This window comes from Streptomyces sp. NBC_01460 (assembly GCF_036227405.1).
In the GTDB taxonomy this organism is placed as follows: domain Bacteria; phylum Actinomycetota; class Actinomycetes; order Streptomycetales; family Streptomycetaceae; genus Streptomyces.
Genome location: NZ_CP109473.1, coordinates 7,409,783 through 7,436,767 on the forward strand (window position 1 = coordinate 7,409,783; position 26,985 = coordinate 7,436,767).

Sequence of the window (26,985 nt, forward strand, 5' to 3'; positions counted from 1 at the left end):
GGCCGCCCGGGGGAGGGACGGTCAGACGATGCCCTCGGCGATCTCCGCCTGCTCACGGGCGTTCCCGTACGCGGCCGGAGTGCTGTACGACCGGCGCGCGACGAACCACCACACCGTGGCCAGGACCAGGACGACGACCAGGGCGATCGACGCGTAGTTCATCGAGTCGATGGTCACCGGCGAGGACTGGGGGAGCAGGAAGATCACGGTCACGATCGCGACCCACGTCACGGCGATCCAGCCGATCGGCTTCGACCAGCGGCCCAGGTGCCACGGACCGCGCTCGAAGCGGTCCCCGGCGCGCAGCTTGAGATAGATCGGGATGGCGTAGGCCGGCGTGATCCCGATGACGTTGATCGCCGTGACCGCCCCGTACGCCGTCGCCGAGTACAGCGAGGGCACCGCCAGCAGGGCGGCGACCGCCACCGACAGCCAGACGGCGGGCACGGGCGTCTGGGTGCGCGCGCTGACCCTGCGCCACAGGGCGGAGCCCGGCAGCGCGTTGTCACGGCTGAAGGCGAAGACCATCCGGCTCGCGGCCGCCACCTCCGCGTTGCCGCAGAAGAGCTGCGCCGCGATGACGATCAGCAGCATGGCGGTGGCGCCCGCCGTGCCCAGCGCGTCGATCAGGATCTGGGCCGGCGGCACCCCGGTGGCGCTGTTCTGGGTGCCCGCGTAGTCCTGGATGGCGAACGTCAGCCCGGCCAGCAGGACGAATCCGGCGACCCAGGAGACCCAGATGGCCCGGACGATGCCCTTGGCCGCCGTCACCGACGCGTTGGACGTCTCCTCGGACAGGTGGGCGGAGGCGTCATAACCGCAGAAGGTGTACTGCGCCAGCAGCAGACCGATCGCGGCCACGTAGATCGGATTCTCCCAGCCCGTGTCGTTGACGAACTCGGTGAAGACGAACGACGGCGACTGGTGGTTCGAGGGCACGATCGCCAGCACCGTCACGATCACGGCAACACCGGCCAGGTGCCACCAGACGCTGATCGAGTTGAGCACGCTGACCAGGCGCACCCCGAAGAGGTTCAGCACGGCGTGCAGGAGCAGGATGCAGAGGAAGATCAGCATCGTGGAGCCGGGCGTGGGATCGAACCCCCACTGCAGGTTGAGCAGGGCGCCCGTGAACAGCGCGGCGCCGTAGTCGATGCCGGCGATGGCGCCGAGCAGGCCGAGCAGGTTCAGCCACCCGGTGTACCAGCCCCACTTACGGCCGCCGAGCCGGTCGGCCATGTAGTAGAGGGCCCCCGACGTCGGGTACGCGCTGGTGACCTCGGCCAGGGCCATGCCCACGCAGAGCACGAACAGGCCGACACCGGCCCAGCCCCAGAGCATCACGGCCGGTCCGCCGGTCGACATGCCGAAGCCGTACAGGGTCATGCAGCCGGAGAGGATCGAGATGACGGAGAAGCTGATCGCGAAGTTGCCGAAGCCGCCCATGCGGCGGGCCAGCACCGGCTGGTAGCCGAGCTCGCGCAGCCGCTGCTCCTCGTCCTTCTGGGGCGTGGGCTCCGTGCCCGACTGGGGCGAGGCGGATATGGACATGGAGAGGACCTCCGGGTGGGGGATGGGGGACGGGGACGTACGTGGAGGGCTCCGGCCTGACCGGCACGTGGATCCCTCCCGTGGGAGCGAACGCGCCCGGCCTGTCAGCCGTGCGGGCCCCTCCCGGGCTCGTGCTCGGCGGTGAGACAGCGGCTCCGGGCCCGCAGGAACACGTCCTCGGCCCCGGCCGGATCCTGCGGGGTGCGCGTGCGGTGCGCCCACGGGACCGAGGTGTAGTACGGGCCCATCGCGTGGAACACCGGAGCGGCGTCGGCGAACCGGAGCGAGCCCCACAGCGCGTGGGCGAGATGGTTGAGGTCGAGCAGGGACCGGCTTGCCGGGTCGGCGGCGGCGAACCAGACGGACAGGGCCCGCCGGGCGTCACGCTCACCGTCCTCGGTCACCCAGTGCAGGTCCAGTGCGTGCTCGTTGCCGTGCTCACGGCGGTAGCGCTCCACCCGCACGTACAGCGGCAGCACATGGAGGGAGGAGCCCTCCGGCGCGGAAGAGGCCGCCCACTGGACGAAGTTGACCGCCTCCGAGAGCGTGCCGCTCGCCTGCCTGGCGTAGACGAACTGCAGCATCCGGTGGTACGCCTCGCGATTGAACGGATCGCGCTTGTCCGCCTCCGCGAGCAGACCCCACGGGCCGGGGAACAGCATCGGCCCCGGCGGCAGCAGCCGGTGCTCCTCCAGTCGCTGCCCCTCGTCGAGCTGGGAGAGCGCCAGCAGACAGACCCACGGCACCGGATCCTGGGGTGAGGCGTGCGCGGCGGTACGGCACCCCTCCCACGCCTCCTGCCACAGCTGCTGGGCGCTCGGCCGCTTCTCCCGGTGGGCACGGACGGCACGTTCCACGGTCACCCTGGCGTGCATCACCGCCGCCGCGACGCTCCGCGGCTCCTCCGCGAGCCAGGCCTGCACCGTGTCCGACCCCGCGGCCACGGCCGCGAGCACCTGGGTCCGCTGGGTCCAGAGCGCCCAGTCCGGTGTGCTCTCCAGCAGATTCCGCATGGCGAGCCAACGGCCGGTGCGCAGGTCCTGTAACGCCACGCGCAGTGCGTGGTCGTGCCCCGCGGGGTGGTACACCGGCCGGAAGTCACCGCCTGCCATGGACGCGCCCTGCCCCTGAACACACGGTGGGGGAGGGGCGGTGAGCCGGGCACCGTGGCGCGGCACAAGTTCGTCTGGTCATGAATCCTCTAGGAACGTGGGGGGTTGGGCGGTTCGGTCCTGAACACCCGGTGGTCATCGTCCGGTTGTCCACTGGGCGGTGAGTGTAGAGCGCCCCGCACCGTCCGTCGGGGGACTCCGTGGATCTTACTCAAGTGGCGCCGTCGAACCGGACGTTGATCGCCGTGCGTGGCTCCGGACGGGATGTTCTGGAGAGGGTTGACGCACGACGTGGTCTGCACGACTGTGGGCGGAGAGACCAGATGATCACGATTCCGCCCGGGTCCGGGCGGCCGCACGGCAGGAGCGTCGATTGACAGGACCGGTACTCGCCATCGACCAGGGGACGTCCGGGACGAAGGCGCTGGTGATCTGTCCCGAGCGCGGGGTGATCGGTTCCGGTTCCGCGCCCGTGCGCACGCGCCACGGCGCGGGGGGCCTGGTGGAGACCGATCCCGCCGAGCTGATCGGATCGGTCCTCGACGCCGGCCGCCAGGCGATGGAGGACGCCGCCGAACCCGTGGCCGCCGTCGGTCTGGCCAACCAGGGGGAGACGGTGCTCGCCTGGGATCCCGCGACCGGAAGACCCCTGACCGATGCCGTCGTCTGGCAGGACCGGCGCGCGGCAGGGCTATGCGAGGAACTCGCCCCGCACGGCGACGAGCTGAAGCGGCTGACCGGGCTCCCGCTCGATCCCTACTTCGCCGCGCCCAAGATGGCCTGGATCCGCCGCGAGCTCACCCGGGAAGGAGTCGTGACGACCAGCGACTCCTGGCTGGTCCACCAGCTGACCGGCGCGTTCGTCACCGATGCCGCCACCGCCGGCCGCACCCAGCTGCTCGGCCTGCACGACGTCGCCTGGTCGCCCGCCGCCCTCGAGATCTTCGGCCTGTCCGACGAGCGGCTGCCCGCCGTCGTCGACTGCGCCGGCCCCGTCGGCACCACCACCGTGTTCGGCGGGGAGATCCCCCTGACCGGTCTCCTCGTCGACCAGCAGGCCGCACTGCTGGCGCAGAACGCCCTGGAGCCCGGGCAGGCCAAATGCACCTACGGCACCGGCGCGTTCCTCCTCGCCCAGACCGGCGGCCTGCCCAGCACCGGCTCCAGCGGTCTGGTGAGCTGTGTCGCCTGGCGCCTCGGCGGCCGCACGGACTACTGCCTCGACGGCCAGGTCTACACGGCGGCCTCGGCGGTGCGCTGGCTCACCGACCTCGGGGTGATCTCCGGGGCCGCGGACCTCGACCCGGTCGGCGCCTCGGTGCCGGACGCCGGCGGGGTCACCTTCGTCCCCGCGCTCGCCGGTCTCGCCGCCCCCTGGTGGCGCGGCGACCTGCGGGGCTCCGTCACCGGCCTCGGCCTCGACACCACCGCGGGACACCTGGTCCGCGCCCTCTGCGAGGGCATCGCCGCCCAGGTCGTCGCCCTGGCCGACGCCGTCGCCGACGACCTGGGCGCACCGCTCACCACGCTGCGGGTGGACGGCGGCCTGACACGCTCCGCCCTGCTCATGCAGACCCAGGCCGACCTGCTGCAACGACCGGTCGAGGTCTCGGCGCTGCCCGACGCGACCGCGCTCGGCGCCGGCGTGGTGGCCCGGCTCGGCCTCGACCCGCGGCTTCCACCGGGCCGCGCGGTCCCCGACTGGCGGCCGTCCGCCGTGTACGAGCCCCGGATCGGCCCCGATGAGGCGTCGGAGCGCCTCGCGGGCTTCCGGGCCGCGGTCGACGGCCTGCTGGAGCGCGCGTGACCGTCACCCTCACCACCGCCGGCCCCCTGCCCTCGGTCCAGGACGCGGAGAACACGTACGACGTCACGGTCGTCGGCGCGGGGGTCGTGGGCGCGGCCATCGCCCGGGAACTGGCCCGCCACCGGCTGCGCACCGCGCTGATCGACGCCGCCGACGACATCGGCAACGGCACATCGAAGGCCAACACCGCGATCCTGCACACCGGCTTCGACGCCGTACCCGGTTCGCTGGAGGCCCGCCTCGTACGCGAGGGACAGGAGCTCCTCGCCGCCTACGCGGGGGAGACCGGCATCCCCGTGGAGCGGGTCGGCGCGCTCCTCGTGGCCTGGGACGAGGAGCAGCTCGCCGCACTGCCCGGACTGCGGGCCAAGGCGGGGCGCAACGGCTACCACGCCTCCCGGATCATCGGCGCCGACGAACTACGGCGGCGCGAACCGCATCTGGGGCCCGGCGCGCTCGGCGCGCTCGAGGTTCCCGACGAGAGCGTCATCTGCCCCTGGACCACCCCGCTCGCCTTCGCCACCCAGGCCGTCAGGGCAGGTGTCCACCTGCACCTGAACTGCCGGGTGCGAGACGTCGGGAGCGACGCCGGGGACCATCTGCTCACCACCACGCGCGGACCGCTGCGCACCCGCTACCTGGTCAACGCCGCCGGACTGTACGCCGACGAGATCGACCGGCTCCTCGGACACGACGTGTTCACCGTGACCCCGCGCAGGGGGCAGCTCGTCGTCTTCGACAAGCTCGCCCGCGGCCTCGTCTCCCACATCCTCCTGCCGGTCCCCGGGCCGGCCGGCAAGGGCGTCCTGGTCGCACCGACCGTGTTCGGCAACGTCCTCCTCGGCCCCACCGCCGAGGATCTCGACGACCGGACCGCCACCGGGTCCACCGCCGGGGGACTCCGCCTCCTGCGCGAGAAGGGCCGCCGGATCGTGCCCGCGCTGCTCGACGAGGAGGTCACCGCCGTCTACGCGGGCCTGCGCGCCGCCACCGGGCAGGAGGACTACCGCATCCAGGAGTACCCGGCCCGGCGCTACGTCGCCGTGGGCGGCATCCGCTCCACCGGCCTCACCGCGTCCATGGCGATCGCCCGGCACGTGAGGGGGCTCCTCGCGGACACCGGCCTGGACGCCGGCGAGCCGGGCCCCCTGCCGCCCCTGACGATGCCGAACCTCGGCGAGGCGTTCCCCCGGCCGTACCGGAGTGCCGAGCTGATCGCAGGTGATCCGGCGTACGGCACGCTGGTCTGCCACTGCGAACAGGTCACCCTCGGAGAGATCCGGGACGCCCTCCGCGCGACGATCCCGCCGCACTCCCTGGACGGCCTGCGGCGCCGCACCCGGGCCCGAGGGGGCCGGTGCCAGGGCTTCTACTGCGGCGCCGCCGTCCGCGCCCTGTTCGAGGAGGCACGACCGTGAGCGCACGCGAGGTCGACGTCCTGATCGTCGGCGCCGGCCCTGCGGGGCTCGCGGCCGGAGCGGAACTCGCGGGAGCCGGAGCGGGCCGGGTGGAGATCCTGGAACGCGAGCAGGAGGCGGGCGGCGTCCCGCGCCACTGCCACCACGGCGGATTCGGCGGGCGCCTCGACCGGACGGTGTACGCCTGGGCCGCCGCGACCGGCTCCGCGTACGCCGGCAGCGGGACGAGTGGGCCCGCGTACGCCCGGCGGAGTGTGGCCGCGGCGCTGGACGCGGGCGCGGCCCTGCGCACCGGGGTCTCCGTCACGGGCTGGGCGGGCCCCCGCACCGTCGAGACCACCGGACCAGGCGGGCTCGAACGGATCACCGCCCGGGCCGTCGTCCTCGCCACCGGCGCCCGCGAACGGCCGCGCAGCGCCCGTCTGATCCCCGGCACCCGGCCGGCCGGCGTATGGACCACCGGAGAGCTCCAGCAGGCCGTCCACCTGTACGGGCAGCGGATCGGCACCACCGCGGTCGTCGTCGGCGGCGAGCCCGTCGCCCACGCAGCCGTGGCCACCCTGCGTGCCGCGGGGGTCCACGTCGTCGCCGTGGTCACCGACCGGACGCCCCTCCCGGTCCTGCCCCGGAGCCGGCACGTCCCGCTGCTCACCGGTGCGACCGTCACCGGGCTCACCGGCAGGGCCCGGCTGACCGGGGTGGAACTGCGCCACGACGACGGCCGCACCACCACGCTGCGCTGCGACACCGTCGTCCTGACCGGCGACTTCGTCCCCGACCACGAACTGGCCAGGCGCGGCGGCCTCCGCCTCGATCCCGGCACCCGGGGCCCGGCGTACGACGCCGCCTTCCGCACCTCGCGGCCGGGCGTCCTCGCCGCCGGGAACCTGCTGCACGCCGTCGAACGGGCGGGGTTCGCGGCCCAGGAGGGCCGGGCCGTGGCGGTGTCCGTGCTGCACCACCTGGCCGGCACCGAGGATCCCTCCGGAGAGGGACGACGGCTGGTCGTCGACGCCCCCCTGCGGTGGATCGCCCCCAATGTGACGGGACCGCACGGTGCGCGGCCGACGGGGGACCGGTTCGTGCTGCGCACCGCGCGCCGGCTGCTCCGGCCGACGCTGGTCGTCTCGCAGAACGGGCGCGAACTCCACCGGGAGCGCCTGCTGTTGCCCGCAGTCCCCGGCCGGCCGATCGCTCTCCGGGCCGACTGGCTCGACCGGGTCGACCCGGACGGCGCCTCCGTACGGATCTCCGCGCGGTGACCGGCGGAGCGGCGTGCCCTAAGGGATGAGCAGCCAGTCCGCGCCGACCGCCGCCACCAGTCCGGCCGCCAGCAGCCAGCTGCCGAGCCGGGTGCGGCCGTTCCTGCTGAGCTCGATCACCACACCGCAGAGGATGAGGGCGAGGCCGTACACCCCGACGACCAGCACCGACGAGCGGCTCGCGATCCGCAGGGCCAGGACGACGGCCATCGCCGCCATGCCCGCCGAGGAGAGGACGATCCGCAGCCGCCGGGCCTGACGCGGCGTGAGTCTCCGCTCCTGCGCGGCGGGCCCGGGTATCGCCCCGTCGTTCTCGCCCTGCTCCGCGTCCTGCTCGCGGGCCTGCTCGTGTTCCTGGTCCTGGTCCTGGTCAGAAGTGCTCATGACGCCGGATCGTAATGGCTGCGCAGCGCGGTGTTCGCCGGACCGTTGGATCACCCGTGTGATCAGGCGATCGACGCCGAGACGATGGCGGCCACCGCCAGGTTGCAGGACGCCGTCACCCACACCGCCGGGTGCGGCTCACGCTCCACCAGCGTGGCTCCCAGCTTCCCGGGCGTGACCAGGTCCACGACGAGGAACGCCACCGCCATCATGATCAGACCGAGCAGTCCGAAGGCGGCCGTGGAGACGAGCCCCTTGCCGAAGTCCTCGTAGGTCGTCCAGATCGACGTGAACACGATGCCGCCGATGCCCAGCAGCGCCGAGCTGAGGAGCAGCGCGGCGTTGCGGTTGCGCTCCTCCCATATCTGGCGGCCGAGCTTGCCCGGCGTCAGGGCGTCGATCAGGAAGATGCCGAGAACGAGCAGTACGACGCCGAGGGCCCCGTACGCGGTGGCACGGCCGAGGCCGTTGATGATGTCGGTCATCGGGGCGTCCGTCTCTTGAGCGCGTGAGCGAAGAATGGAACAGGAGTGTGACAGGCGTGATCAACACGCCGTCAGGAAAAGGCAAAACCTATCCCATGCGGGCGCTCACCCCCCGGCCCGGTCCTCCCGCCGCAACCGCGGTGCCTCCGTGGCCGCGTCCACCACGGCCGCAGCGTGCGCGGTGTCCCCGCCCACGCCGCGGGCGCCGCCCGGGCCGCCCTCGGGCCCGGCCGGGGCGGACCCGTCCACCCGGTCGGCCAGCTCCCGTGCCCAGCCGATGAGCCCGTCCACACCGATCCCGTGCGGAGCGGCTGCCCCGAACCCCTCGACGGCGGTGGCGCCCCGCCGCAACAGCCGTGCTCCGCCCGCGGCGTTGCCCCGGGCTGCGTGAGTGAGCCCCACCGCCATCTGCGCGAGCCCGCGCCACAGCTCGCGCTCCCCGTCCGGCCCCGACTTCCAGGCGTCCTCGAACACCTCGTGGGCGTGGAACGGCATGCCCGCGTCCAGCAGCCGCTGGGCCTCGCGCACCGTCTCGTCCGGTGAACGGACCACTCCCTCGGGCTGCCGTTCCACCCCCGGAGTCCCGTACGGCAGGGGGCGCCCCAGCCCGTCCCTGGGGCGCGCGTTGCGCGCCCGCCCTTCCTCGTCCCGGTCCCTGCGAGATTCGTCCACCCCCCGATTGTGCCTCGCACCTGCGGGGAACCACGTGAACCCTGTCCGCGAGCACCCGCGCACGGCTAGGCTCGAACTCTCCGCAACCACCCTGGGAAGGGGAGGCATGCAGCCGTCCCGGCCGTTGTACGAGCGCGAACCGGAACTCGCCGTCGCCGCACAGGCGGTGGACGCCCTCTGCGGCGGACAAGCAGCCGGCGGGCTGCTCGTCTTCAGCGGCGAAGCCGGCATCGGCAAGACCGCGCTGCTCGGCGAGATCCAGGCCATGGCCGCCGACCGTTGCACCGTGTGGTCCGCACGCGGCGGCGAGACGGTCACCTCGGTGCCGTTCCACGTCGTACGTCAGCTGCTCCAGCCCGCACTGGACCGGTTCCCCGCCGACGAGATCCGCGCCCTGTTCGGTGACTGGTTCGAGATCGCCGCGCCGGCTCTGGGCCTCGCCGACCCCAGCGGCCCGCAGCCCGACCCGCAGGGCGTCCGGGACGGTCTCGACCACGTCGTGTCCCGGCTCGCCTCCCGCCTCAGTCACCGGCCCCTGCTCCTCATAGTGGATGACGCGCACTGGGCCGACGGCGAATCCCTCGCCTGGCTCTCCGGATTCACCGCACGGCTGTCCGAACTGCCCGTGCTGGTCGTCCAGGCGCACCGCCCCCAGGAGCTCGCCGACCGCGACGCGGACTGGGCCGTCGCCCGCTCCCAGGAGCGGGGCACGGCCGCCTCCCACCCGGCGCTGACCCGGGTGGCGCTGCGCGCGCTCACCCCGGACGCCACGGCCGAGCTGGTGCGCGCCGGCCTGGGCGACCACGCGGACGACCCGTTCTGCCGCGAGGTCTGGGCCGTGACGGGAGGCAATCCGTACGAGGCGGTCGAGCTCGTCGCCAAGGCGCAGGACCGCGAGCTGGCACCGGTCGAGGAGTCCGCCGGACTCCTCCGCGAGCTCGGCGCGTCGGCCCGGGGCAGCGGACTCGTCGCCCGTCTCGAACGCCTGGGAACCAACGCCAACCGCTTCGCCTGGGCGGCCGCCGTGCTCGGGACCGAGATCTCCCAGGAGCTGGCCGCGACACTCGCCGGCATGAGCTCGGCGGAGGCCGCCGACTGCACGGCTCGCCTGCGTGACGCCCGTATCGTCAGCGGCTTCGACCCGCTGGAATTCGTCCACCCGCTCATCGCCACCGCCGTCTACCGCTCCATCCCGCCGGCCACCCGCACCGCCATGCACGGACGGGCGGCCTGGGCGATCACCCAGGCCGGGCTCGGGGCGGCCGCCGCCTCCCGCCACCTGCTCGAAGTCCACCCGGACGACGACCAGGAACTGGTCGCGCAGCTCCGCGAGGCGGCACGGCAGCACCTCGCCGTCGGCGCCCCGGAAGCCGCCAGGCGCTGCCTCGAACGCGCCCTGGACGAACCGCCGCGCCCCGACGAGCGGGCGGCCCTGCTGTACGAACTGGGCTGCGCCACGCTGCTCTTCTCGCCGGCCACGACGGTGCAGCACCTGCGCGCCGCACTCGACACCCCCGGCCTCGACGAGACGCTCCGGATCGACGCCACCTTCCGGCTCGCCTCCGCCCTGTCCCACAACAACCAGCTCAAGGACGCGGCGCTCTCGCTGGCCGCCGAGGCGTCCCGGACCGCGCCCGGGCCCGGCCTGATGCGTCTCCAAGCCGCGCATTTCCTCTGGGAGGGCATGCAGGCCGCCGAGGACGACGGGCCAGGACGGTCGGCCCGGCTCGCCCGCAACGCCGACCACCTCAAGGGCCGCGACAACGCGGAGCGCGCCCTGCTCACCCTGCGGGCCTTCGACGCCATGCTCCGCGGGGAGAACGCCCAACTCGTCGTCGACTTCTGCGAACGCGCCCTCGTCGACGGCCGGCCGGCCCGCGGGCTCGGCTGGACCGACACCGAATGGGGCTTCGAACTCCCCACGATGGTCGGCATCACCTACGCCTTCACCGACCGGACGGACCGCGCCGAGGAACTCTTCAGCGAGGCCGTGCGCGCCTTCGAGATCTCCGGGTGGAGCGGCGCGCACCTCGCGTTCGCCCACACCCTCCTCGGCCTCGTGCACCGCAGGCGCGGCCGTCTCGCCGAGGCCGAGGGCTTCCTGCGCGAAGGCCTGCGCCTCGCCGACCGGGCCGGACGCGGACTGCCCGTCCACTGGGACGCCGCCTGCCTTCTCGTCGACACCCTGCTCGCCCGCGGCCGGACGGCCGAGGCCCGGCTGGTCGCCGACCGGTACGACTTCGGCCCGCCGTACCCCACGGCGATGGTCCTGCCGGACGCCCCGTGCGTACGCGGACGGCTGCTGCTGGCCGAAGGCCGTACGGAGGAGGCCGTGGCCGAGCTGGAATCGGCGGGGGCGGCCCTGGAGCCACGAGGCCGCTTCAACGGCGTCTGGGCACCCTGGGCGGGCGACCTGGCCCGTGCCCTGGCCGACAGCGACCCGGTCCGGGCCGCCCAGCTCGCCAGTCGTGCCCGGGTCCACGCGGAGCGCTTCGGCACGGACACGGCGATCGGGGAGGCGCTGCGCTGCGTGGCACTCTTCGCGCCCGAGGAGGAGGCCAAGCAGCTGCTCGCCGAGTCCGTACGCCACCTCGAGGCGTCCTCGTCCGCCTACGAGCACGCGCTGGCCCGCTTCGAGTACGGCATCGCGATCCACTCCGAGCGGGAGGTCGCCCGGGCCCAGAAGATCGCCACGGCCTGCGGCGCGGAAGGACTCGCGGCCCGCGCCCAGCAGGTACGCGCGTCGATCCGGCCCTCGGAGTGAGGTAATGTTTGTCCTGCGCGGCCACCCGGGAACACCGGGGGGAAACGCATCGGGACGTGGCGCAGCTTGGTAGCGCACTTGACTGGGGGTCAAGGGGTCGCAGGTTCAAATCCTGTCGTCCCGACTGGAGACAGTCGCAGGTCAGGGCCGGTTTCGGAGAAATCCGAAACCGGCCCTTGATCGTTTTTGGGGGTTCGGCCGGGCTCGGCGGGGAGCACGCCGCGGTGTGCGGAGAGCGCTGTGCCGGCTGCCGTGATCCTGGTGTGTCCGGGTGCGGGTAGCGCCGTGTGGTCATCAGTGATCCGTGGCCGCGCGATCCTGCGCAGGACGTGGATCTGGACCCCGGGGTCGGCGAACCAGGTCGGTCCCCTGCGTCGGAGGCCGTGGGGGGCGAAGGTGCTCGTGGCCGAGCTCGGTGACCACGTCGTTTTGGTGAGTCACGTCGCGGGGGTCAGCGCTGGGACCCGTCCGTACCGACATCGGGCTCCGGACGGCGGCGAGTGGGCCGTCCGCCGAACAGTTTCGTAAAGAACGTTTCTGTGAACCGGTCCGCTCGTTGGGTCGGGCATAATGATCAGCATCGATGTTCACACGCAGGGCGGTACGCAACTCACGCCCCGCCCGAATGAGTTGGCCGAGATCCTCTTCCGGGACGGTGTAGGGGGGCCGGACATCCACGGCTCCTGGCGCAAGGTGATCTCGACCGACCGGTTCCGCCATCGGGCCGATATGGGTGCCGAGGAACGGTGGCAGCTGTCGTACGACCGGCTGCGCGCTCTGAACGAAGAGGTGCTGTGCCCGCAGTCCCTGGCTCAGGACGCCCGCGGGCTGGCCGCCCTGCACGAGTGGACCTCGGTGGTGGACGGGGCCACGGCCACCGTGGCCGGCATCCACTACAACCTCTTCCTCGGCAGCCTGCTCGACGACCGCACCTCACCGGTGCGTGACCTCTCCCGGTTCGCCGCGCTGGCGCGCACAGGGACGTTCCTCTGTACCGAGCGCGCCCATGGCAACGACGCGGCGGCGCTGGAGACCTCGGCCCGCTACGACCGCGAGCGTGACGAGTTCGTGCTGCACACCCCGCACGAGGGCGCGCAGAAGTACATGCCCAACACCAGTCCCGCCGGCGGGCCGAAGAGCGCCTTGGTGGCGGCCCGGCTCCTGGTCGACGACCGCGACCACGGCGTCTTCCTGTTCCTCACACCGCTGAGCGATCGTCACGGAACCCTGCCGGGCATCACCGTGACGGTGTTGCCGGAACGTATCGGCAGCCCGGTCGACCACTGTGTCACCACCTTCGACCAGGTACGTCTGCCGCGCACCGCCCTGATCCAGGGGGAGCACGGAGAGCTACGGCCGGACGGCACCTTCACCAGCGCCGTGGGCAGCCCGCGCAAGCGGTTCCTGCACGCCATCCGCCGGGTGACGGTCGGAAAGCTGTGCATGAGCGCGAGCACCCTCGGTGGCAGCCGCGCCGCCCTGGCGATCGCGGTCCGTTACGGGGGCATCCGGCGCATCTCCGGTCCCGTGGCCGGACAGAGCGTTCCCCTGGCCGCGCACCGCAGCCATCACGCCAGGCTGCTCACCTGCACGGCCACCGCCTACGCCATGACCTTCCTGCACCGGGCCGTCACCGAGCGCTGGATCACCCACGCCCCCGAGGACCGGGCCGCAACCGAACGGCTGGTCGCGGTGGCCAAGGGCTGGATCACCTGGCGGGCCCGCGAGATCACGATCGAGAGCCGAGAACGCTGCGGTGCCAGGGCCCTGTTCCCGGTGAACGGACTGGCGGAGTTCGCCGCCAACACGGACGGAGCCATCACCGCCGAAGGGGACAACCTGGCGATCTGGTGCAAGGCCGGAGCCGAGATGATCTTCGGCCACGCGATCCTCCCGGAGCCGGCGCGGGCGACCGGCCAGGAGCCCCTGACCGACCCCGAATTCCTGCGCCGCGCCCTCGCCACCGCCGAACGCCACTGGCACCTGGCCGCACGGCGCGACCTGCGCGGCGGCGCCGGGGGCGACGCACTCGGCCGCTGGAACCACGCGTCCGCCGCCGCCCTCGCCCTGGTCGAGACGTACGCCGTGGGCCAGGCCGCCGACGCCTTCGCCGCAGCCTGCTCCGACGTCACCCACCCGGGCACCCGCGCCACCCTGGACGACCTGCGCGCGCTGTTCCTGCTCGACCGGCTGACCACTCTGACCGGCCTCCTCCTGGTCGAGAACGCACTCACCATGGACCAGGTCCGCGCCCTCCCCGAGACGGTGCGCACGCTGACGTCCCGGCTCGCCCCTCATCTGCAGACCCTGACCGGAGCCTTCGACATCCCGGAGGAGTACCTGATGTCCCTGCCGATGCTGACATCCGCCTGAACGAGACCCCGACGACGGGGGACATCGGCTCGGTCGCCTTGAGCGGACCGGGTCGAGGTGGGTTTGTCCGGTTCGGGCACGAGGGATGGATCGTCCATGCTCTCGTTGCCCGTGGACTCGCGCTGGGAGTCCCTGCGCCGACGGTTCTCCGCCGACAGCTACGTCGCCCTGCCCGGGCTCATCGGCCCCGCCGGGCTGGCGGCGCTCGTAGGGGAAGCGCGCCGGCTGGAGTCCGACGCGGTACGGCGGGACTTCCGCATGCCGTGCACGGCGGACAGCCCTCGGCACATGACCACGCTCGGCGGACACCGGATCGCCCGCGCTTCACCGCTCATCACGCGTCTCTACGAGGACCGGGAACTGATGCGGCTCCTGTCCTCGCTCCTGGGCGAGACGGTCGTCGCCGTCCACGACCCCGTCGAACGGCACGTCCTGAACGTCCTGCACCGCCCGGGCGACACCCACGGCGCGCACACCGATGACTACCCGCTCGCCCTCGTCCTCTTCCTCGAAGCCCCGACGCACCCGGCCGACGGCGGACTGCTGGCGTTCCACCCCGGCAGCGACCTCGAGGGCCTCGACGCACCCGGCGCCCGGCTCGTGCACCACCGCTCCGGCGACGGCTACCTCCTGCGGAGCGACCGCACCGCCCACCGCGTCACCCCGCTCGGGCGTCCCGGACTGCGGCGTACGGTGCTCAACTTCGCGTACACCACACCGGGCCGCCAGGGAACGACCGCGCCGTCCGCCTCGCTCCTCTACGACTGAGGTGAACCCGCGCCGCGGGAACCCGTCCCCCTCACGAAGAGGCAGCCACAGGACCCCGCGGCTCCGGCGAAGACGCCGCAGACCGCGGACCCGCGCACGATGTCACCGGGCGGAGGCCGTGACGCTGCGGCGGATCAGCTCGGCGAGTTCATCGAGCCGGTCGGCCAGGTAGAAGTGGCCGCCGTCGAAGACGTGCAGGCGGAAGGTGCCCGAGGTGTGCCGTTGCCACGCCTCGACCTCCTCGACAGGCACCGACGGGTCCTCGTCGGCGGCGAGGGCCAGCACCGGACAGGACAGCGGCTTCCCCGTGGTCCCGCGGTAGGAGGCGAGGGCCCCGTAGTCGCCGCGCAGCCCGGGCAGGATCAGTTCCAGCAGATCGGGGTCGTCCAGCAAGGCGGGGTCGGTTCCGCCGAGTGCCCGCACCCTCTTGACCAGGGCCGCGTCGTCCCCGATCCGGTCCCAGGCCGTCTCGGGGACGCTCGGGGCCCGCCGGGCGGACACGACGAGCAGACCGGGACCGCCGCCGGCGGTGCGGGAGAGCCGCGCGCCCACCTCGTACGCCAGGGAGGCGCCCATGCTGTGGCCGAGCAGCACCAGGGGGCGGTCGCGGGGACCGTCCAGCACTCCGGCGATCAGGTCTGCCAGCCGGTGCAGGTCGGGCACGGCCGACTCCTGGTAGCGGTCCTGGCGGGCCGGGTACTGGACGGCCAGGACATCCGCGTCACCGGCGAGCGCCTTGGCGAGCCCCCACCAGTACGATGCCGAGCCGCCGGCATGCGGAAAACAGATCAGCTCGAAGGGCGCGTCGGCCGCCGCAGCTCTCTGTGCGTCCGTGCCGAATCCCCGTAGCCAGAGATCCCGTTCACTACGTGCCACTTCCGGAACACCCCTGACGGATCATCACGCTTCGGTGCCTCATGTGCCTACCTTGCAGAGCGACAGCCTCTCGCATCGCTGTCGAAAGGGCACGCGATTCCACGCAACCGAGAGGGGGGCGGACCGAGTCGTCGTCCGGGGCCCGGCCTGCGGTGCGGCCGGAACCGCATGCCCCCAGGGGGCCGAAGGCGTACACCACGTAACCCGTCGTGAGGCGACGGTGCCCCCTCGCCCGGAATGCCCCCTCGTCGAATTGTCCGTCTGCGCCTCTCTGCTCCCGGATCGTGACCTGTCCGGGCGGCAAACGGGTGTGCGGGCAACCGAAACGGACCCTGGGGGGACGTCAACGGGCGGGGCTGGTGTGACATCCTGTTGACTCGGTTTGATCAGTGTCGGCGTACGCGCGTGTCGCTCGGCGCCCAAGGATTCGTACGGACCCAAGAGTTCAGGTGGAGATGCGGCCCGGAGAGCGGCAAGAGGGCGGGCACGAAGCTCCGTTCACCGTGCCGGACGCCGTCGGCCCAGTCGCTGACCAGCCGTCACCCGCTGACGGGGCCGCCGAACCGCCCGAGATACCCGAGGCCGTGAAGGCCGCCGCCCGAGAGGCACCGGGGCACTGGATCGGGGTGGTGGATCCGGAGTGGACCGAGGAGCGGACGCCGCCGGAGTGGGCGGTGCTGGGCGAGTGGCAGTCGGACGACGAGGGTGGTGTGGGGGAGTACCGCGCCAACCCCGCGTACCGCCCCTCGGCGCGCGTGCTCGACTGGCCGGAGCCCACCGACCCGGTGGACGCCGCGGCCCAGCGGGCCGCCACCGGCTACGGCTCGGTGGAAGCCGCGCTCGACGCGCTGGCGGCGGCCGATGTCACCGTGGTGCGCGGGCCCGACGGAGGGCCACTCCTGGCCGCCGGGCGGGACGGGGCGCCTGTGGTGCTCTTGTTCACCTCACCGGCACACGAGTTCATGTCCGCGGCACTTCACCATGACAGGCTTCCGGCGGCGGAACTGGCCCGTTCACTCAGCGGTCCCGGCGCGCTGCTGATGGTCAACCCCGCCGCGGCGGCACCCCTGCTCGTCCCGGCGGACAGCCTGCTCGGCCCCGACCGCGAGGCGGGCGCCGAGAAGGCCCCTGCCGAGGCCGCATCCCTACACCTCTCCGGTGCGGTGCCCCGTGCCGGCGCTCCGGCCGCGGACCCCTCCGGGGACCGGGCGGCCCCCAGCTCATCTGAACCCTGGCCCCACACCACAGGGAGAACCCCGTGACGCGTTCGGCTCAGCAACCCTCCGCCTCCGCGCGGGCTCGCGCGGAGTCCGGTTCCGTAAGCGAGGAGACGGCCTCGGCCACCCTCGCCGAGACCACCCCGGAGGCGAAGCCCGGTACGTCCGAGCCCACGCCGGAGGCGAGGTCCGCCACGTCCGATCCCGAGTCGGAGGCCTCGCCGGCACCGGCACCGGCACCGGCACCGGCGGGGACCGGCGCCGGCGGGGCGACAGCCGAACCCGAGGCGGGTGCGAGCACCAGGCCCGAAGCGGGTGCGACCACCGACCCTGAGGCGGGTGCGAGCACCGGGCCCGGGTCCTCTTCCGGCACCCCGGCCGGCCCTGAGACCTCTTCCGGCGCCCGGCCCGAGGCCGACCACGACTCCGGTGCCGCCGCCGAGAGCCGGCTGCCCGCCCTCGTGCGCACCATGACCGCGACGGCGATCGGCCGTCCGCAGCAGACCGGGCCGGTCGGACGGCCGGGCAAGGCCGTGCTGGCGGGGGCTGCGATAGCCGGAGCCCTGCTCGTGTCGGTCCCGTTCCTGGTCCTCGCGACGGACGACGACAAGGACCCCGACCGGCCGACGACGGCGGCCGGAACCGTGCTCACCGGAAGCGAGCAGGAGGCGCCCGGCGAGTTCGCCGTGACCCCGACCGAGCCCGGCACCCCGGGCGCCGGCACGAAGGGGCCCGACGCGTCCGAGAAGCCCGCCAAGACCGTTCAGCAGGCGCCCAAGGCTCCCGCGCCCGACACGGAGAAGGCCGCAGGAGAGAAGAAGAAGGACGACGCCGAGAAGCCGGCCGCGCCGAAGAAGCAGAGCGGCGGAGCTGAGAAGTCCGGCAGCACCAGGAACAAGCCGGCGGCCGCGCCGGCGGTGACCCTCAGCGCCCCCGTCTCCTTCCGCAGCCATCTCTCGGGCCGTTGCATCGACGTACCGGGGCACGACTTCAGTGACGGCAAGGCACTGCACATGTGGGACTGCAACAACGCCCCTGCGCAGAAGTGGCAGTTCGCGTCCGACGGCACCATCCGCATCCGGGGCCTGTGCCTGGACGTGGCCAACGCGAACTTCAGCGACGGCGCCGTCATCCAGATCGCCCGGTGCAGCGACAACCCCGCCCAGAAGTTCGCCCTGAACGGCGCCCACGACCTGGTCAACACCGTCGTCGGCATGTGCGTCGACATCGCGGGGGCCAACCCGAACAACCGGGCCGCCCTGCAACTGCTGAAGTGCTCGGGCAACCCCGCCCAGAAGTGGAGCACCTGACAGCGGCGCCTCGACACCGGGAGCACCACTCCCGGAACCCGCGCGTCCCGGGGGCGAGGCATGATGGCACCGTCGGCCCCCGACACCCGTCCCCGGTGAACAGGGGGACGCCCGCTGAAGACGTTGCCGTAGCAAGGAGGTTGGTGCGTGTCGCGCCAGGTACTGTCGGTCGGCCCTGACAGCCGGGACCGCTACCGGACGATCGGTGAGGCACTCGCCGCCGCCCGTACCGGTGCGCTCATCAGCGTCCGGCCAGGGACGTACGCGGAGAACCTCGTGATCCACACGAGGGTCACCCTCACCGCCGCCGAAGGGCGGGGCACCGTGGAGATCCGGCCGCGCTCGGGCAGCGTGATCGCGCTGCGCGCCGATGCCGTGATGCTCTCCGAGCTGACCCTGCGCGGCGGCGACGCCGAGCTGCCGGCCGTGGACGTGCGACGGGGGCAGGCCGCGCTCGACGGCTGCGAGGTCGTCGGCGCGGCCTGGACCGCGATGCTGGCCGGAGGGACGGGCTCCCTCGCACTGCGCGACTGCCGGGTGAGCAACCCGCAGGGCGCCGGCATCGTCGTGACCTCGAACACGCCCACCACCGTGGAGTCCTGCACGTTCGAACACCTCGGGACGAGCGGGCTCGTCCTCGCCGAACAGGGCGAGGCGCGCATCCGTGACTGCACGGTGCGCGGCGCACGCGGGAACGGACTGCTCGCCAACGGCGAGTCCCGCGGCAGCGTCGAGGACTGCGACATCTCCTCCACCGACAAGCCCTCCCTCGCCCTGGAGGAGAACTCCGCCGTCTCGGTGGTCCGCACCGTGGTGCACGACACCAGCACCGGAGTGCACCTGAGCAGCGCGGGCCGTACGACGCTGGAGGACGTCCGGGTCACCGGCGCCTCCGGGAACGGCATCGCGCTGGCCGCGGGCGCCGACCCCGTACTGCGCCGCTGCCGCGTCTCGCGCACCCGCGGACACGGCGTGCTGGTCACCGACCGGGCGCGCGGCACCTTCGAGGACTGCTGGGTGGACGGCGCGCAGGGCGCGGCCGTCCGGGTCGCCGGAGCCGCCTCCCCGGCGCTGACCGGGCTGACGGTCCGCGACTGCGACGGGGCGGGGCTGCTCCTGGAGGAGGACTCCGCTCCGGAACTGGACCGGCTCGAGGTGATCGGCGGCGCACCCGCGGTCGCGGTGCGCGGCGGCGCCAACCCCCTGCTGCGCCGGGCCCGTCTGGTGGAGCCCGCCGGCGACGGCATCGCGGCCACCAAGGACGCCCGGGGCCGTGCCGAGGACTGCGAGATCGTACGGCCGAAGGGCGCGGGGGTGCGGGTGGCCTCCGGCAGCACCCTCTACCTGGCCGGCGGCGGGGTCTCCGACGCGACGACCAGCGGCCTCGTCGTGGAGGACGGGGGCAACGTCACCGTCCGCGACTTCCGCGTCGAGATATCCGGCGAGGAGGGCGTGGTGGTCGCCGCGGGAGGCGAACTGACCGCCAACCGCACCGCGGTGCACGCGGCCAGGGGTCACGCCTTCCTGCTCCGTGAGGGTGCGCTCGCCTCGCTCAGCGGCTGCGAGGCCACCGGCGGAGCCCAGGACGGCTTCCGGGTGGAGTCCACCGCGCCGGTCTCGCTCGTCAACTGCCTCGCCCGCGAGAACGAGGGCGGCGGCCTGGTGCAGACCGCGCCCGGCCAGCGGCTCGCCGTGGAGGGTCTGAACAGCGTCGGCAACGGCAAGCGTGACGCCTGGGGCACCGGCAGCGCGGAGAACACCGACCCGGCCGGAGCAGGGGCCGCGGACGCGCCCCCGCCGGACCGCGAGGACGGCCCGCTCGGCGCCCTCAACGCGCTGATAGGCCTGGAGAACGTCAAACAGCAGGTCCGCACCCTGGTCAACCTGACCCAGCTCGCCCAGCGGCGTGAGCAACTCGGCATGTCCGCACCGCCGATGAGCAGACACCTGATCTTCGCCGGCCCGCCCGGCACCGGTAAGACCACCGTCGCCCGCCTCTACGGAGCGATCCTGGCCGAGCTGGGTTCGCTGCGCAGCGGACACCTGGTGGAGGTCTCGCGCGCCGATCTGGTCGCGCAGGTCGTCGGCGGCACGGCGATCAAGACCAGCGAGATCTTCCAGCGGGCCCTCGGCGGAGTGCTGTTCATCGACGAGGCGTACACGCTCACCGCGGACAGTGGCAACGGCGGCGCCGACTTCGGCCGCGAGGCGGTGGACACCCTGCTCAAGCTGATGGAGGACCACCGCGACGACGTCGTGGTCGTCGCGGCCGGGTACTCCCGTCAGATGGACTCCTTCCTCGGCTCCAACCCGGGTCTCGCGTCACGTTTCTCACGGACCGTCGAGTTCGAGAACTACTCGGTGCCCGACCTGGTCGCGATCATGGAGAGCATGTGCGCCCAGCACCAGTACGAGCTGGGCGAGGGCACGGCGGAAGCGCTGGCCGCGCACTTCGGCGCGATGCCGAGGGACGAGGGCTTCGGCAACGGCCGTGCCGCGCGCGGGGTGTTCGAGGAGATGGTCGACCGCCAGGCGGTCAGGCTCTCCACGCAGGCACAGGTCGGTGAGCACGATCTGCGCCTGCTGCTGCCGGAGGACGTCTCCGTCACCGCCGCGGCGAAGGCCGGCGAGCCCGCCGCACCGGACGACGACCCGCTGACCCGTCTCGGCGACATGATCGGCCTGGCCGAGGTGAAGCGGGAGGTGGCGGACCTGGTCAACCTCATCACCACGGCCCGCCACCGCGCCGCGGCCGGGCTTCCGGTCCCCTCGCTCAGCAACCACCTGGTCTTCACCGGCCCGCCCGGCACGGGCAAGACGACCGTCGCCCGCCTCTACGGAGAGGTCCTGACCCAGCTCGGCATCCTCGACCGGGGCCAGCTGGTGGAGGCGGCCCGCGCCGACCTGGTCGGCCGCTACATCGGCCACACCGCCCAGCTCACCCGCGAGGTCTTCGAACGGGCCCGTGGCGGTGTGCTGTTCATCGATGAGGCCTACACCCTGACCCCGCGCGGCGGCGGCGCCGACTTCGGCCAGGAGGCGGTGGACACCCTGCTGAAGCTGATGGAGGACCACCGCGACGAAGTGGTGGTCATCGTCGCCGGCTACACCGACGAGATGGAGCGCTTCCTCGCCTCCAACCCCGGCCTGGCCTCCCGTTTCCCCCGCCGGATCGCCTTCGCCGACTACTCCTCCGAGGAGTTGGTCACCATCGTGCGCGCCCAGGCCTCGCACATGGGGTACGAGTGCGGGCCCGGCACCGGACCGCTGCTCAAGGAGTACTTCGACGCGCTGCCCCGGGACCGTTCGTTCGGCAACGCCCGCCTGGCCCGCCAGGTGGTCGAGTCGATGGTCACCCGCCAGGCGGGACGGCTCAGCTCGCTGGCCGCGCCCACCCTGGACGACCTGCGCATCCTCCGCCCCGAGGACGTCACGGCCGCACCGACGGCGGCTCCCCGATGAGGCCGCCCGCCCGCGGGGCCGCCCGCCTGCTGTCCGCCACGGGCCTCGCCGCCGCCCTGCTGCTGCCCACGGCGCTGCCGGCCCAGGCGGCTCCTTCCTCGCGCCTGCCGACAGCCGACGGGGAGAAGGGCCAGGAACTGCCCGGCATGCCCTCCGCGCTCGATCCGCAGGCCGATCAGGCGGCCTGCACCCCGGCGTCCCGGGACAGGGCGAAGAAGCAGGACTGGTCGCGCCAGCGCCTCGACCTGGACCGGCTGCACGGCCACAGCACCGGTGAGGGCATGACCGTCGCACTGATCGACACCGGTGCCGCCCCCGCCGCGGCAGGGCTCGAGGGCCGGGTCTCGGCCGAGGGCGTGGCCGGTGACGACTGCGTCGGGCACGGTACGTTCCTGGCCGGGCTGATCGCCGGGGACGGGGGCGGCACCCCGCAGCTGGCCGGGGTCGCCCCGGACGCGAGGATCCTGGCCCTGCGCGGCACCGACCAGCGCGGTCAGGCGAGTCCCGCCCTGGTGGCGGAGGCGCTGAGGGAGGCGACCGCCGCCCGGGCCGACGTGATCGCGGTCGCGGTGGCCCTGCCCCGCCGGGACGCGGCGCTGACCCGTGCGGTGGCCGAGGCCCGCAGCGCGGGGGCGGTGGTGGTCGCCGCGGCGACCCCGGACCCGCCCCGCACCGGCACCGACGAGATCCCCTCCCGTACCTACTGGCCGGCGGGTGAACCCGGCGTCCTCTCGGTCGCCGACATGCTCCCCGCCGGTGTCCGGCCGGACAGCGCACTGCCCACCGACGGCATCGACCTGCTCGCACCCGGCGCCGGGGTGGTCTCAGGCGGCCCGCGCGGCGACGGCCACTACCTGGGCGCGGGAGCGTCGGTGGCCGCCGCCTACGCCGCCGGTGCCGTCGCCGCCGTGCGCTCCGCCTATCCCGGCGAGCAGCCCGACGACGTCGTCCGCCGTCTCACGGCCACCGCCTACCCGGCCGAGATTCCTCAGCTGGACCCCTACGCCGCCGTCACCACGGTGCTCGGTGCCCCCGGGGCGGCCCCCGGCGCCGGGCGCGCGGCGGAACCCGTGACCGTCCGCGACACGGCGGACGCCGACCGCGCCACGGGCCGTGCCACCCTCCTCGTCCTCCTCGGCTCCGCCGCCGTCCTCTCCGTCCTCTGGGCGGGCTTCGCCGTCACCCGGGCCCGCGCCCGGGGCTGGCGTCCGGCGGGAGCGGGCGGGACGGGAACGGGCACGAGCACGGGTACGTGATGAGCTGACACCCGATCACGGCACGACATGAGACGACGACACCCTCCCGGGGCGCTCCCGGGAGGGTGTCGTCGTCTCATGTTCTCGCCGGCGCTACCTGTCCTGGTTCTCCTCGACCAGAGCCGTCTGCATCAGGCGCGGCTTGCGGCGGGCGATGTGCAGGGCCCGGCCGGGCGGGAGGTTGAGGGGCTTCGCGTCGCCGAAGAGCCGGCCTTCGGTGGGCGGGCAGGACAGCAGGACGGCCGGGTTGTTGGCCTCGTCGAGACGGCGGACGAGTCCGTCACTGAGGCCGCGGCCCGCTCCCATCGCGCTCCGGGCCACGACCAGGTGCAGGCCCATCTCGAAGCCGAGGGTGAGACTCTCGAAGAGCGGCTCGAAGGGGCTCTGGAAGGAGTTGGAGGAGACCATGTCGTAGTCGTCGACCAGGATGAAGAGGCGCGGGCCGGTCCACCAGTCGCACCGGCGCATCCGGGCGGGGGCGATGTCCGCCCCGGGCACACGGGTCTTCAGGGCGCGTGCCGCGCCGTCGATGGTCTCCTTGAGGTTGTCCAGGGAGATCACGTGCCCGATGCGGTACTCCTCCGGGACGGCGTCCACCAGGGTGCGGCGGTAGTCCACCGCGATGATCTTCGCCTCGTTCGGGGCGTAGCGGTCGGTGATGCCCTTGGTGACGAGGCGCAGCAGGTTGGTCTTGCCGCTCTCCGTGTCGCCGACCGTGATCAGGTGCGGCGTACGGCTGAAGTCGTGCCAGACGGGCTCCAGCGACTCCTGGTCGATACCGAGCGCGAGACGCATGCCGCCGCCCTCGGTCGCCTCGGGTGCCGGGAGCTCGGAGAGGGGCAGACGGTGCGGCAGCATCCGGACCTGGGGGGCCGGTGCGCCGGACCAGTGCCGGGCGACCTCCGCCACCAGATGGGAGACCCCCTCGCCGAGGTCGTCGAGGGAACCGCTGCCGTCCAGCCGGGGCAGACCGGCGAGGAAGTGCATCTTGCTGTCCGCGGTGATGCCGCGGCCACCGCTGCGCGGCACCGACCGGGCCTTGCGGGTGTCGATCTCGGAGTCCATCGGGTCGCCCATCCGCAGTTCGAGACGGGTCGCGGCCTGGTCGCGGACCTGGGCGGACAGCTCCACCCAGCGGGTGGTGGTGATGAGCAGGTGGATGCCGTAGTTGAGACCGCGGGCGGCGAGTTCGTTGAACTTCGGGATCAGGTCGTCGTAGTCCTGGCGGACCGTGGACCAGCCGTCGACGACCATGAACACGTCGCCGAAGGGCTCGTCGGGGAACTCTCCGGCCGCCCTGCGGCGGCGGTAGGAGTTCATGGAGTCGATGGTGTGGTCCACGAAGAACTGCTCGCGGCGGGCGAGCAGCGTCATCACCTCGGCGACGGCACGGTGCACCCGCTCCGGGTTCAGCCGCGCCGCGACGCCCCCGACGTGCGGGAGGGCCGCGAGCTGGGAGAGCCCGCCGCCGCCGAAGTCCAGGCAGTAGAACTGGACCTCGGCGGGGGTGTGGGTGAGGGCGAGGGAGGCGATCAGCGTGCGGGTGAGGGTGGACTTGCCGCTCTGCGAGCCGCCCGCGACGGCGATGTGTCCGCCGGCCCCGGAGAGATCCACGACCAGGGGGTCGCGGCGCTGCTCGAACGGCTTGTCCACCAGCCCGACCGGGACCCGCAGCCTGCCGGTGCCGGGCCAGCCGGCCGCGCTGAGACCCCGCTCCGCGTCGGGGGCGATGCCGGGCAGCAGGGCGTCCAGCGGTGAGGGCTCGCGCAGCGGCGGCAGCCACACCTGGTGGGCGGCGGGACCCGAACCGCGCAGCCGGTCGAGCGCCACGTCGAGCAGGGCCTCCTCGTCGCCGTTCTCCTCGCTCTCCGGCTCCGGCTCGGCCAGGGGTTCCACGGTGCGGGGCACCACCCAGCCGCTCGTCCACGGCACCACCTGGCTGGCCACCCGGGCCTGCACCACCGCGCCCGTACGCCGCCGGTAGGTCCCGGAGGAATAGGCGGCACGGAAGCGGGTCAGGGCCTCCACGCCGGACTTCAGGTAGCCGCTGCCGGGCTGGGCGGGGAGCTCGTAGGCGTCGGGCACGCCGAGCACGCCGCGGCTCTCCATGGCGGAGAAGGTGCGCAGGCCGATGCGGTACGAGAGGTGGCTCTCCAACTGGTGCATGCGGCCCTCGTCCAGGCGCTGCGACGCGAGCAGCAGGTGCACCCCGAGCGAGCGGCCCAGACGGCCGATCATCACGAACAGGTCCATGAACTCACGGTGGGCGGAGAGGAGTTCGCTGAACTCGTCGACCACCACGAACAGGCTGGGCAACGGGGCGAGATCCGCCCCCGCCGCACGCGCCCGCTCGTACTCCAGGGCGGACGTGTGGTTCCCCGCGGAGCGCAGCAGCTCCTGGCGGCGGATGAGTTCGCCGTGCAGGGCGTCCTGCATGCGTTCCACCAGGGCGACCTCGTTGGCGAGGTTGGTGATGACGGCGGAGGTGTGCGGGAGTTCCTCCAGGCCGAGGAAGGTGGCGCCACCCTTGAAGTCGACCAGGATGAAGTTGAGTGTCTCGGAGGAGTTCGTCAGGGCGAGGCCGAGGACGAGAGTGCGCAGCAGTTCGCTCTTGCCGGAGCCGGTGGCGCCGATGAGCATGCCGTGCGGACCCATGCCGCCCTGCGCGGACTCCTTGATGTCGAGTTCGACGGGACGGCCGTTCACGCCGACCGCGATCGGCACCCGCAGCCGCGCGGAGCCGGTGCTCCGGGCGAAGAGGGCCTGCGGGTCGTGCCGGTGCAGGTCGGGGATGCCGAGCAGCGTGGTCAGCTCGACGTCGGAGTCCAGCGGCTGCGCGATGTCGGTGCCCAGACTCATCCGGCGGGACGTGAGCAGCCTGGCCAGGGACTCCGCGCCGAGCGGGCCGAGCCGGTCCGGCCGTCCGAGCGGGACGGACCGCTCCTTGCGGCTGCGGTCCGTGCGGACCAGGTTCACCTGGTCGGGGCCGGCGGTCAGCCGCAGCGTGTTGCGTCCGGGGCGCCAGCGCAGTGCCCCGGAGACGTCGACTGCCAGGGCGTTGCGGTAGCCGTGCCCCTCCCAGCGGTGCCCCTCGGGGACGGTGACGCCGTCCAGGACGACGACCGTGTAGGGCTCGTCGCGGCCGGGGCGGGCGTCCGGGTCGAAGTCGGGGCGTTCGGCGAACTCGGCGCCGAGCAGGTCGTCCAGCTCCGCGATGTCCGCGGTGATCCTGCGTACCTGGCCGGCACCGTCCTCCTCGTGCGGGTCCAGCACGTGCGGCAGCCACTTCACCCACTCCCAGTCGGGCCGCCGCTCGTCACTGACACAGAGGGCGAGCCACAGCTCCTCGGGCGCGTGGAACACCGCGAGCTGCCCGAGCACGGCGCGCACCAGGGCGCGTACGGCGTCGGAGCCGGGGTCGGGAGTACCGCCGTCCCCTTCACGCGACGGGGTGCCGGGCTCCGCGGACCCCTCGTCCGGGCTCTCCTCGGGACGTACCAGGATCCGGGCCGAGGACCGCAGATAGAGGCCGAGAGGCTGCTCGGGGATCGTGGAGTAGGCCCGGATGAAACGGCGCAGGGCGTGCGCGCAGAGGGGTTCGAGGTCCTCCACCGGACGGGTGGACACCGGCTCCAGGGTGAGGGCGAGCTGCTGTTCACCGACGGCGAGACGGACCTCGCCGAAGTCCTCGTCGGCCGGGCGGCGTTCCCAGAGCCGGGAGGTGCGTGCCAGCGAGCGGAGCGAGTGGGGCTCCGGGTGGCGCCAGGCGAGGGCCCGCTGCTGCTCCGCGATGGTGGTCCTGACCCGCTTGCGGGTCTGCGCCAGGTAGCGGAGGTAGTCGCGGCGTTCGCCCTTCAGGCGCTGCTTGCGCTCGCTGGAACGGCGCATCAGCTGCCCCAGAAGCATGGCACCGGCGGAGAGCGCCATCACGCCCATGGCGAGGTACATGAAGACGCCGTTGCCGCCGCCGGGCCGCAGGAACATCAGCATCATGGACACCGACATCAGCGCCATCGGCAAATAGGTCCATATCGCCGAGGTGTCCGGCACGGTCTCGGCGAGGACCGGCGGCTCCTGGAGCGTCAATTGCCCTTCGGGCATCTCCGGTCCGCGACGGCGGGCCGGACGGCGGAACAGCACCACACTCAAGGAACAGAACCTCCGGTTTTACGGCTTTCCGGCCCGTACCGAATACCGGTGCACCCGGTAGTGGGAAAGACCGCACCGCACTGATTCTCCGGGTCCCGCGTACCGCGGTGAACGCCGGA

General features: G+C 73.1%; 17 protein-coding genes and 1 tRNA gene. 11 read left to right on the top strand and 7 right to left on the bottom strand.

Features of this window, described 5'->3' with window-relative positions; genetic code table 11:
- Positions 1 to 21: 21 nt before the first annotated feature.
- Both OG488_RS33415 and OG488_RS33420 read right to left on the bottom strand, forming a co-directional pair.
- Entirely contained in the window at positions 22 to 1,551 is a 1,530-nt protein-coding gene (locus OG488_RS33415; RefSeq protein ID WP_329236036.1) for an amino acid permease, read from the bottom strand.
- A gap of 104 nt (positions 1,552 to 1,655) precedes the next feature.
- On the bottom strand, positions 1,656 to 2,663 hold the full coding sequence (locus OG488_RS33420) for a hypothetical protein (RefSeq protein WP_329236037.1): 1,008 nt from the start codon (positions 2,661 to 2,663) through the stop codon (positions 1,656 to 1,658).
- A gap of 373 nt (positions 2,664 to 3,036) precedes the next feature.
- Here OG488_RS33420 and OG488_RS33425 point away from each other — a divergent pair, with 373 nt between their 5' ends.
- From OG488_RS33425 to OG488_RS33435, 3 genes are read left to right on the top strand one after another with little or no spacing between them, the layout of a single operon-like run.
- Positions 3,037 to 4,470: an FGGY family carbohydrate kinase gene (locus OG488_RS33425; RefSeq protein WP_329236039.1), complete on the top strand. Its 1,434-nt coding sequence runs from the start codon at positions 3,037 to 3,039 to the stop codon at positions 4,468 to 4,470.
- Positions 4,467 to 5,888: an FAD-dependent oxidoreductase gene (locus OG488_RS33430; protein ID WP_329236041.1), complete on the top strand. Its 1,422-nt coding sequence runs from the start codon at positions 4,467 to 4,469 to the stop codon at positions 5,886 to 5,888. Before OG488_RS33425 ends, OG488_RS33430 begins: the two co-directional genes overlap by 4 nt.
- The gene (locus OG488_RS33435) at positions 5,885 to 7,150 is read left to right on the top strand and encodes an FAD-dependent oxidoreductase (protein WP_329236043.1); all 1,266 of its coding nucleotides are present in this window, start codon (positions 5,885 to 5,887) and stop codon (positions 7,148 to 7,150) included. The genes OG488_RS33430 and OG488_RS33435 overlap by 4 nt, the downstream gene beginning before the upstream one ends.
- Before the next feature lie 18 nt (positions 7,151 to 7,168).
- On the opposite strand, the gene OG488_RS33440 is transcribed toward OG488_RS33435, so the two are convergent.
- The 3 genes from OG488_RS33440 to OG488_RS33450 form a co-directional block, all read right to left on the bottom strand.
- Positions 7,169 to 7,534, bottom strand: coding sequence for a hypothetical protein (locus tag OG488_RS33440; RefSeq protein ID WP_329236045.1), 366 nt, complete (start codon positions 7,532 to 7,534; stop codon positions 7,169 to 7,171).
- A gap of 62 nt (positions 7,535 to 7,596) precedes the next feature.
- Positions 7,597 to 8,019 (bottom strand): DUF350 domain-containing protein, encoded by a 423-nt coding sequence (locus OG488_RS33445; RefSeq protein ID WP_329236047.1) that lies wholly within the window; start codon positions 8,017 to 8,019, stop codon positions 7,597 to 7,599.
- A 105-nt stretch (positions 8,020 to 8,124) separates the two neighbouring features.
- On the bottom strand, positions 8,125 to 8,691 hold the full coding sequence (locus OG488_RS33450; RefSeq protein WP_329236049.1) for a DUF309 domain-containing protein: 567 nt from the start codon (positions 8,689 to 8,691) through the stop codon (positions 8,125 to 8,127).
- Between the two features lie 106 nt (positions 8,692 to 8,797).
- Here OG488_RS33450 and OG488_RS33455 point away from each other — a divergent pair, with 106 nt between their 5' ends.
- The 4 genes from OG488_RS33455 (at position 8,798) to OG488_RS33470 (ending at position 14,596) form a co-directional block, all read left to right on the top strand.
- Complete coding sequence (locus OG488_RS33455) at positions 8,798 to 11,455, top strand: ATP-binding protein (RefSeq protein ID WP_329236051.1); 2,658 nt, start codon at positions 8,798 to 8,800, stop codon at positions 11,453 to 11,455.
- 50 nt (positions 11,456 to 11,505) lie between these two features.
- Positions 11,506 to 11,579, top strand: a tRNA-Pro gene (locus tag OG488_RS33460).
- Between the two features lie 506 nt (positions 11,580 to 12,085).
- Positions 12,086 to 13,828 carry an acyl-CoA dehydrogenase family protein gene (locus OG488_RS33465; protein WP_329236053.1) on the top strand — a complete coding sequence of 581 codons (1,743 nt, stop codon included), beginning with the start codon at positions 12,086 to 12,088 and terminating at the stop codon, positions 13,826 to 13,828.
- A 96-nt stretch (positions 13,829 to 13,924) separates the two neighbouring features.
- Complete coding sequence (locus tag OG488_RS33470; RefSeq protein WP_329236055.1) at positions 13,925 to 14,596, top strand: HalD/BesD family halogenase; 672 nt, start codon at positions 13,925 to 13,927, stop codon at positions 14,594 to 14,596.
- Between the two features lie 102 nt (positions 14,597 to 14,698).
- Here OG488_RS33470 and OG488_RS33475 read toward each other — a convergent pair whose 3' ends face one another.
- Positions 14,699 to 15,472, bottom strand: coding sequence for a thioesterase II family protein (locus tag OG488_RS33475; RefSeq protein WP_329236057.1), 774 nt, complete (start codon positions 15,470 to 15,472; stop codon positions 14,699 to 14,701).
- A 455-nt stretch (positions 15,473 to 15,927) separates the two neighbouring features.
- Here OG488_RS33475 and OG488_RS33480 point away from each other — a divergent pair, with 455 nt between their 5' ends.
- From OG488_RS33480 to OG488_RS33495, 4 genes are all read left to right on the top strand, one after another.
- Complete coding sequence (locus OG488_RS33480) at positions 15,928 to 16,734, top strand: type VII secretion system-associated protein (RefSeq protein WP_329239186.1); 807 nt, start codon at positions 15,928 to 15,930, stop codon at positions 16,732 to 16,734.
- A complete protein-coding gene (locus tag OG488_RS33485; RefSeq protein ID WP_329236059.1) occupies positions 16,731 to 17,999 on the top strand; it encodes a ricin-type beta-trefoil lectin domain protein in 1,269 nt (422 codons plus the stop codon). The genes OG488_RS33480 and OG488_RS33485 overlap by 4 nt, the downstream gene beginning before the upstream one ends.
- A 147-nt stretch (positions 18,000 to 18,146) precedes the next feature.
- Entirely contained in the window at positions 18,147 to 21,461 is a 3,315-nt protein-coding gene (locus OG488_RS33490; RefSeq protein WP_329236061.1) for a right-handed parallel beta-helix repeat-containing protein, read from the top strand.
- Entirely contained in the window at positions 21,458 to 22,717 is a 1,260-nt protein-coding gene (locus OG488_RS33495; RefSeq protein WP_329236063.1) for a S8 family serine peptidase, read from the top strand. The genes OG488_RS33490 and OG488_RS33495 overlap by 4 nt, the downstream gene beginning before the upstream one ends.
- A 93-nt stretch (positions 22,718 to 22,810) precedes the next feature.
- On the opposite strand, the gene eccCa is transcribed toward OG488_RS33495, so the two are convergent.
- Positions 22,811 to 26,866 carry a type VII secretion protein EccCa gene (gene eccCa / locus OG488_RS33500; RefSeq protein ID WP_329236065.1) on the bottom strand — a complete coding sequence of 1,352 codons (4,056 nt, stop codon included), beginning with the start codon at positions 26,864 to 26,866 and terminating at the stop codon, positions 22,811 to 22,813.
- Positions 26,867 to 26,985: the final 119 nt, after the last annotated feature.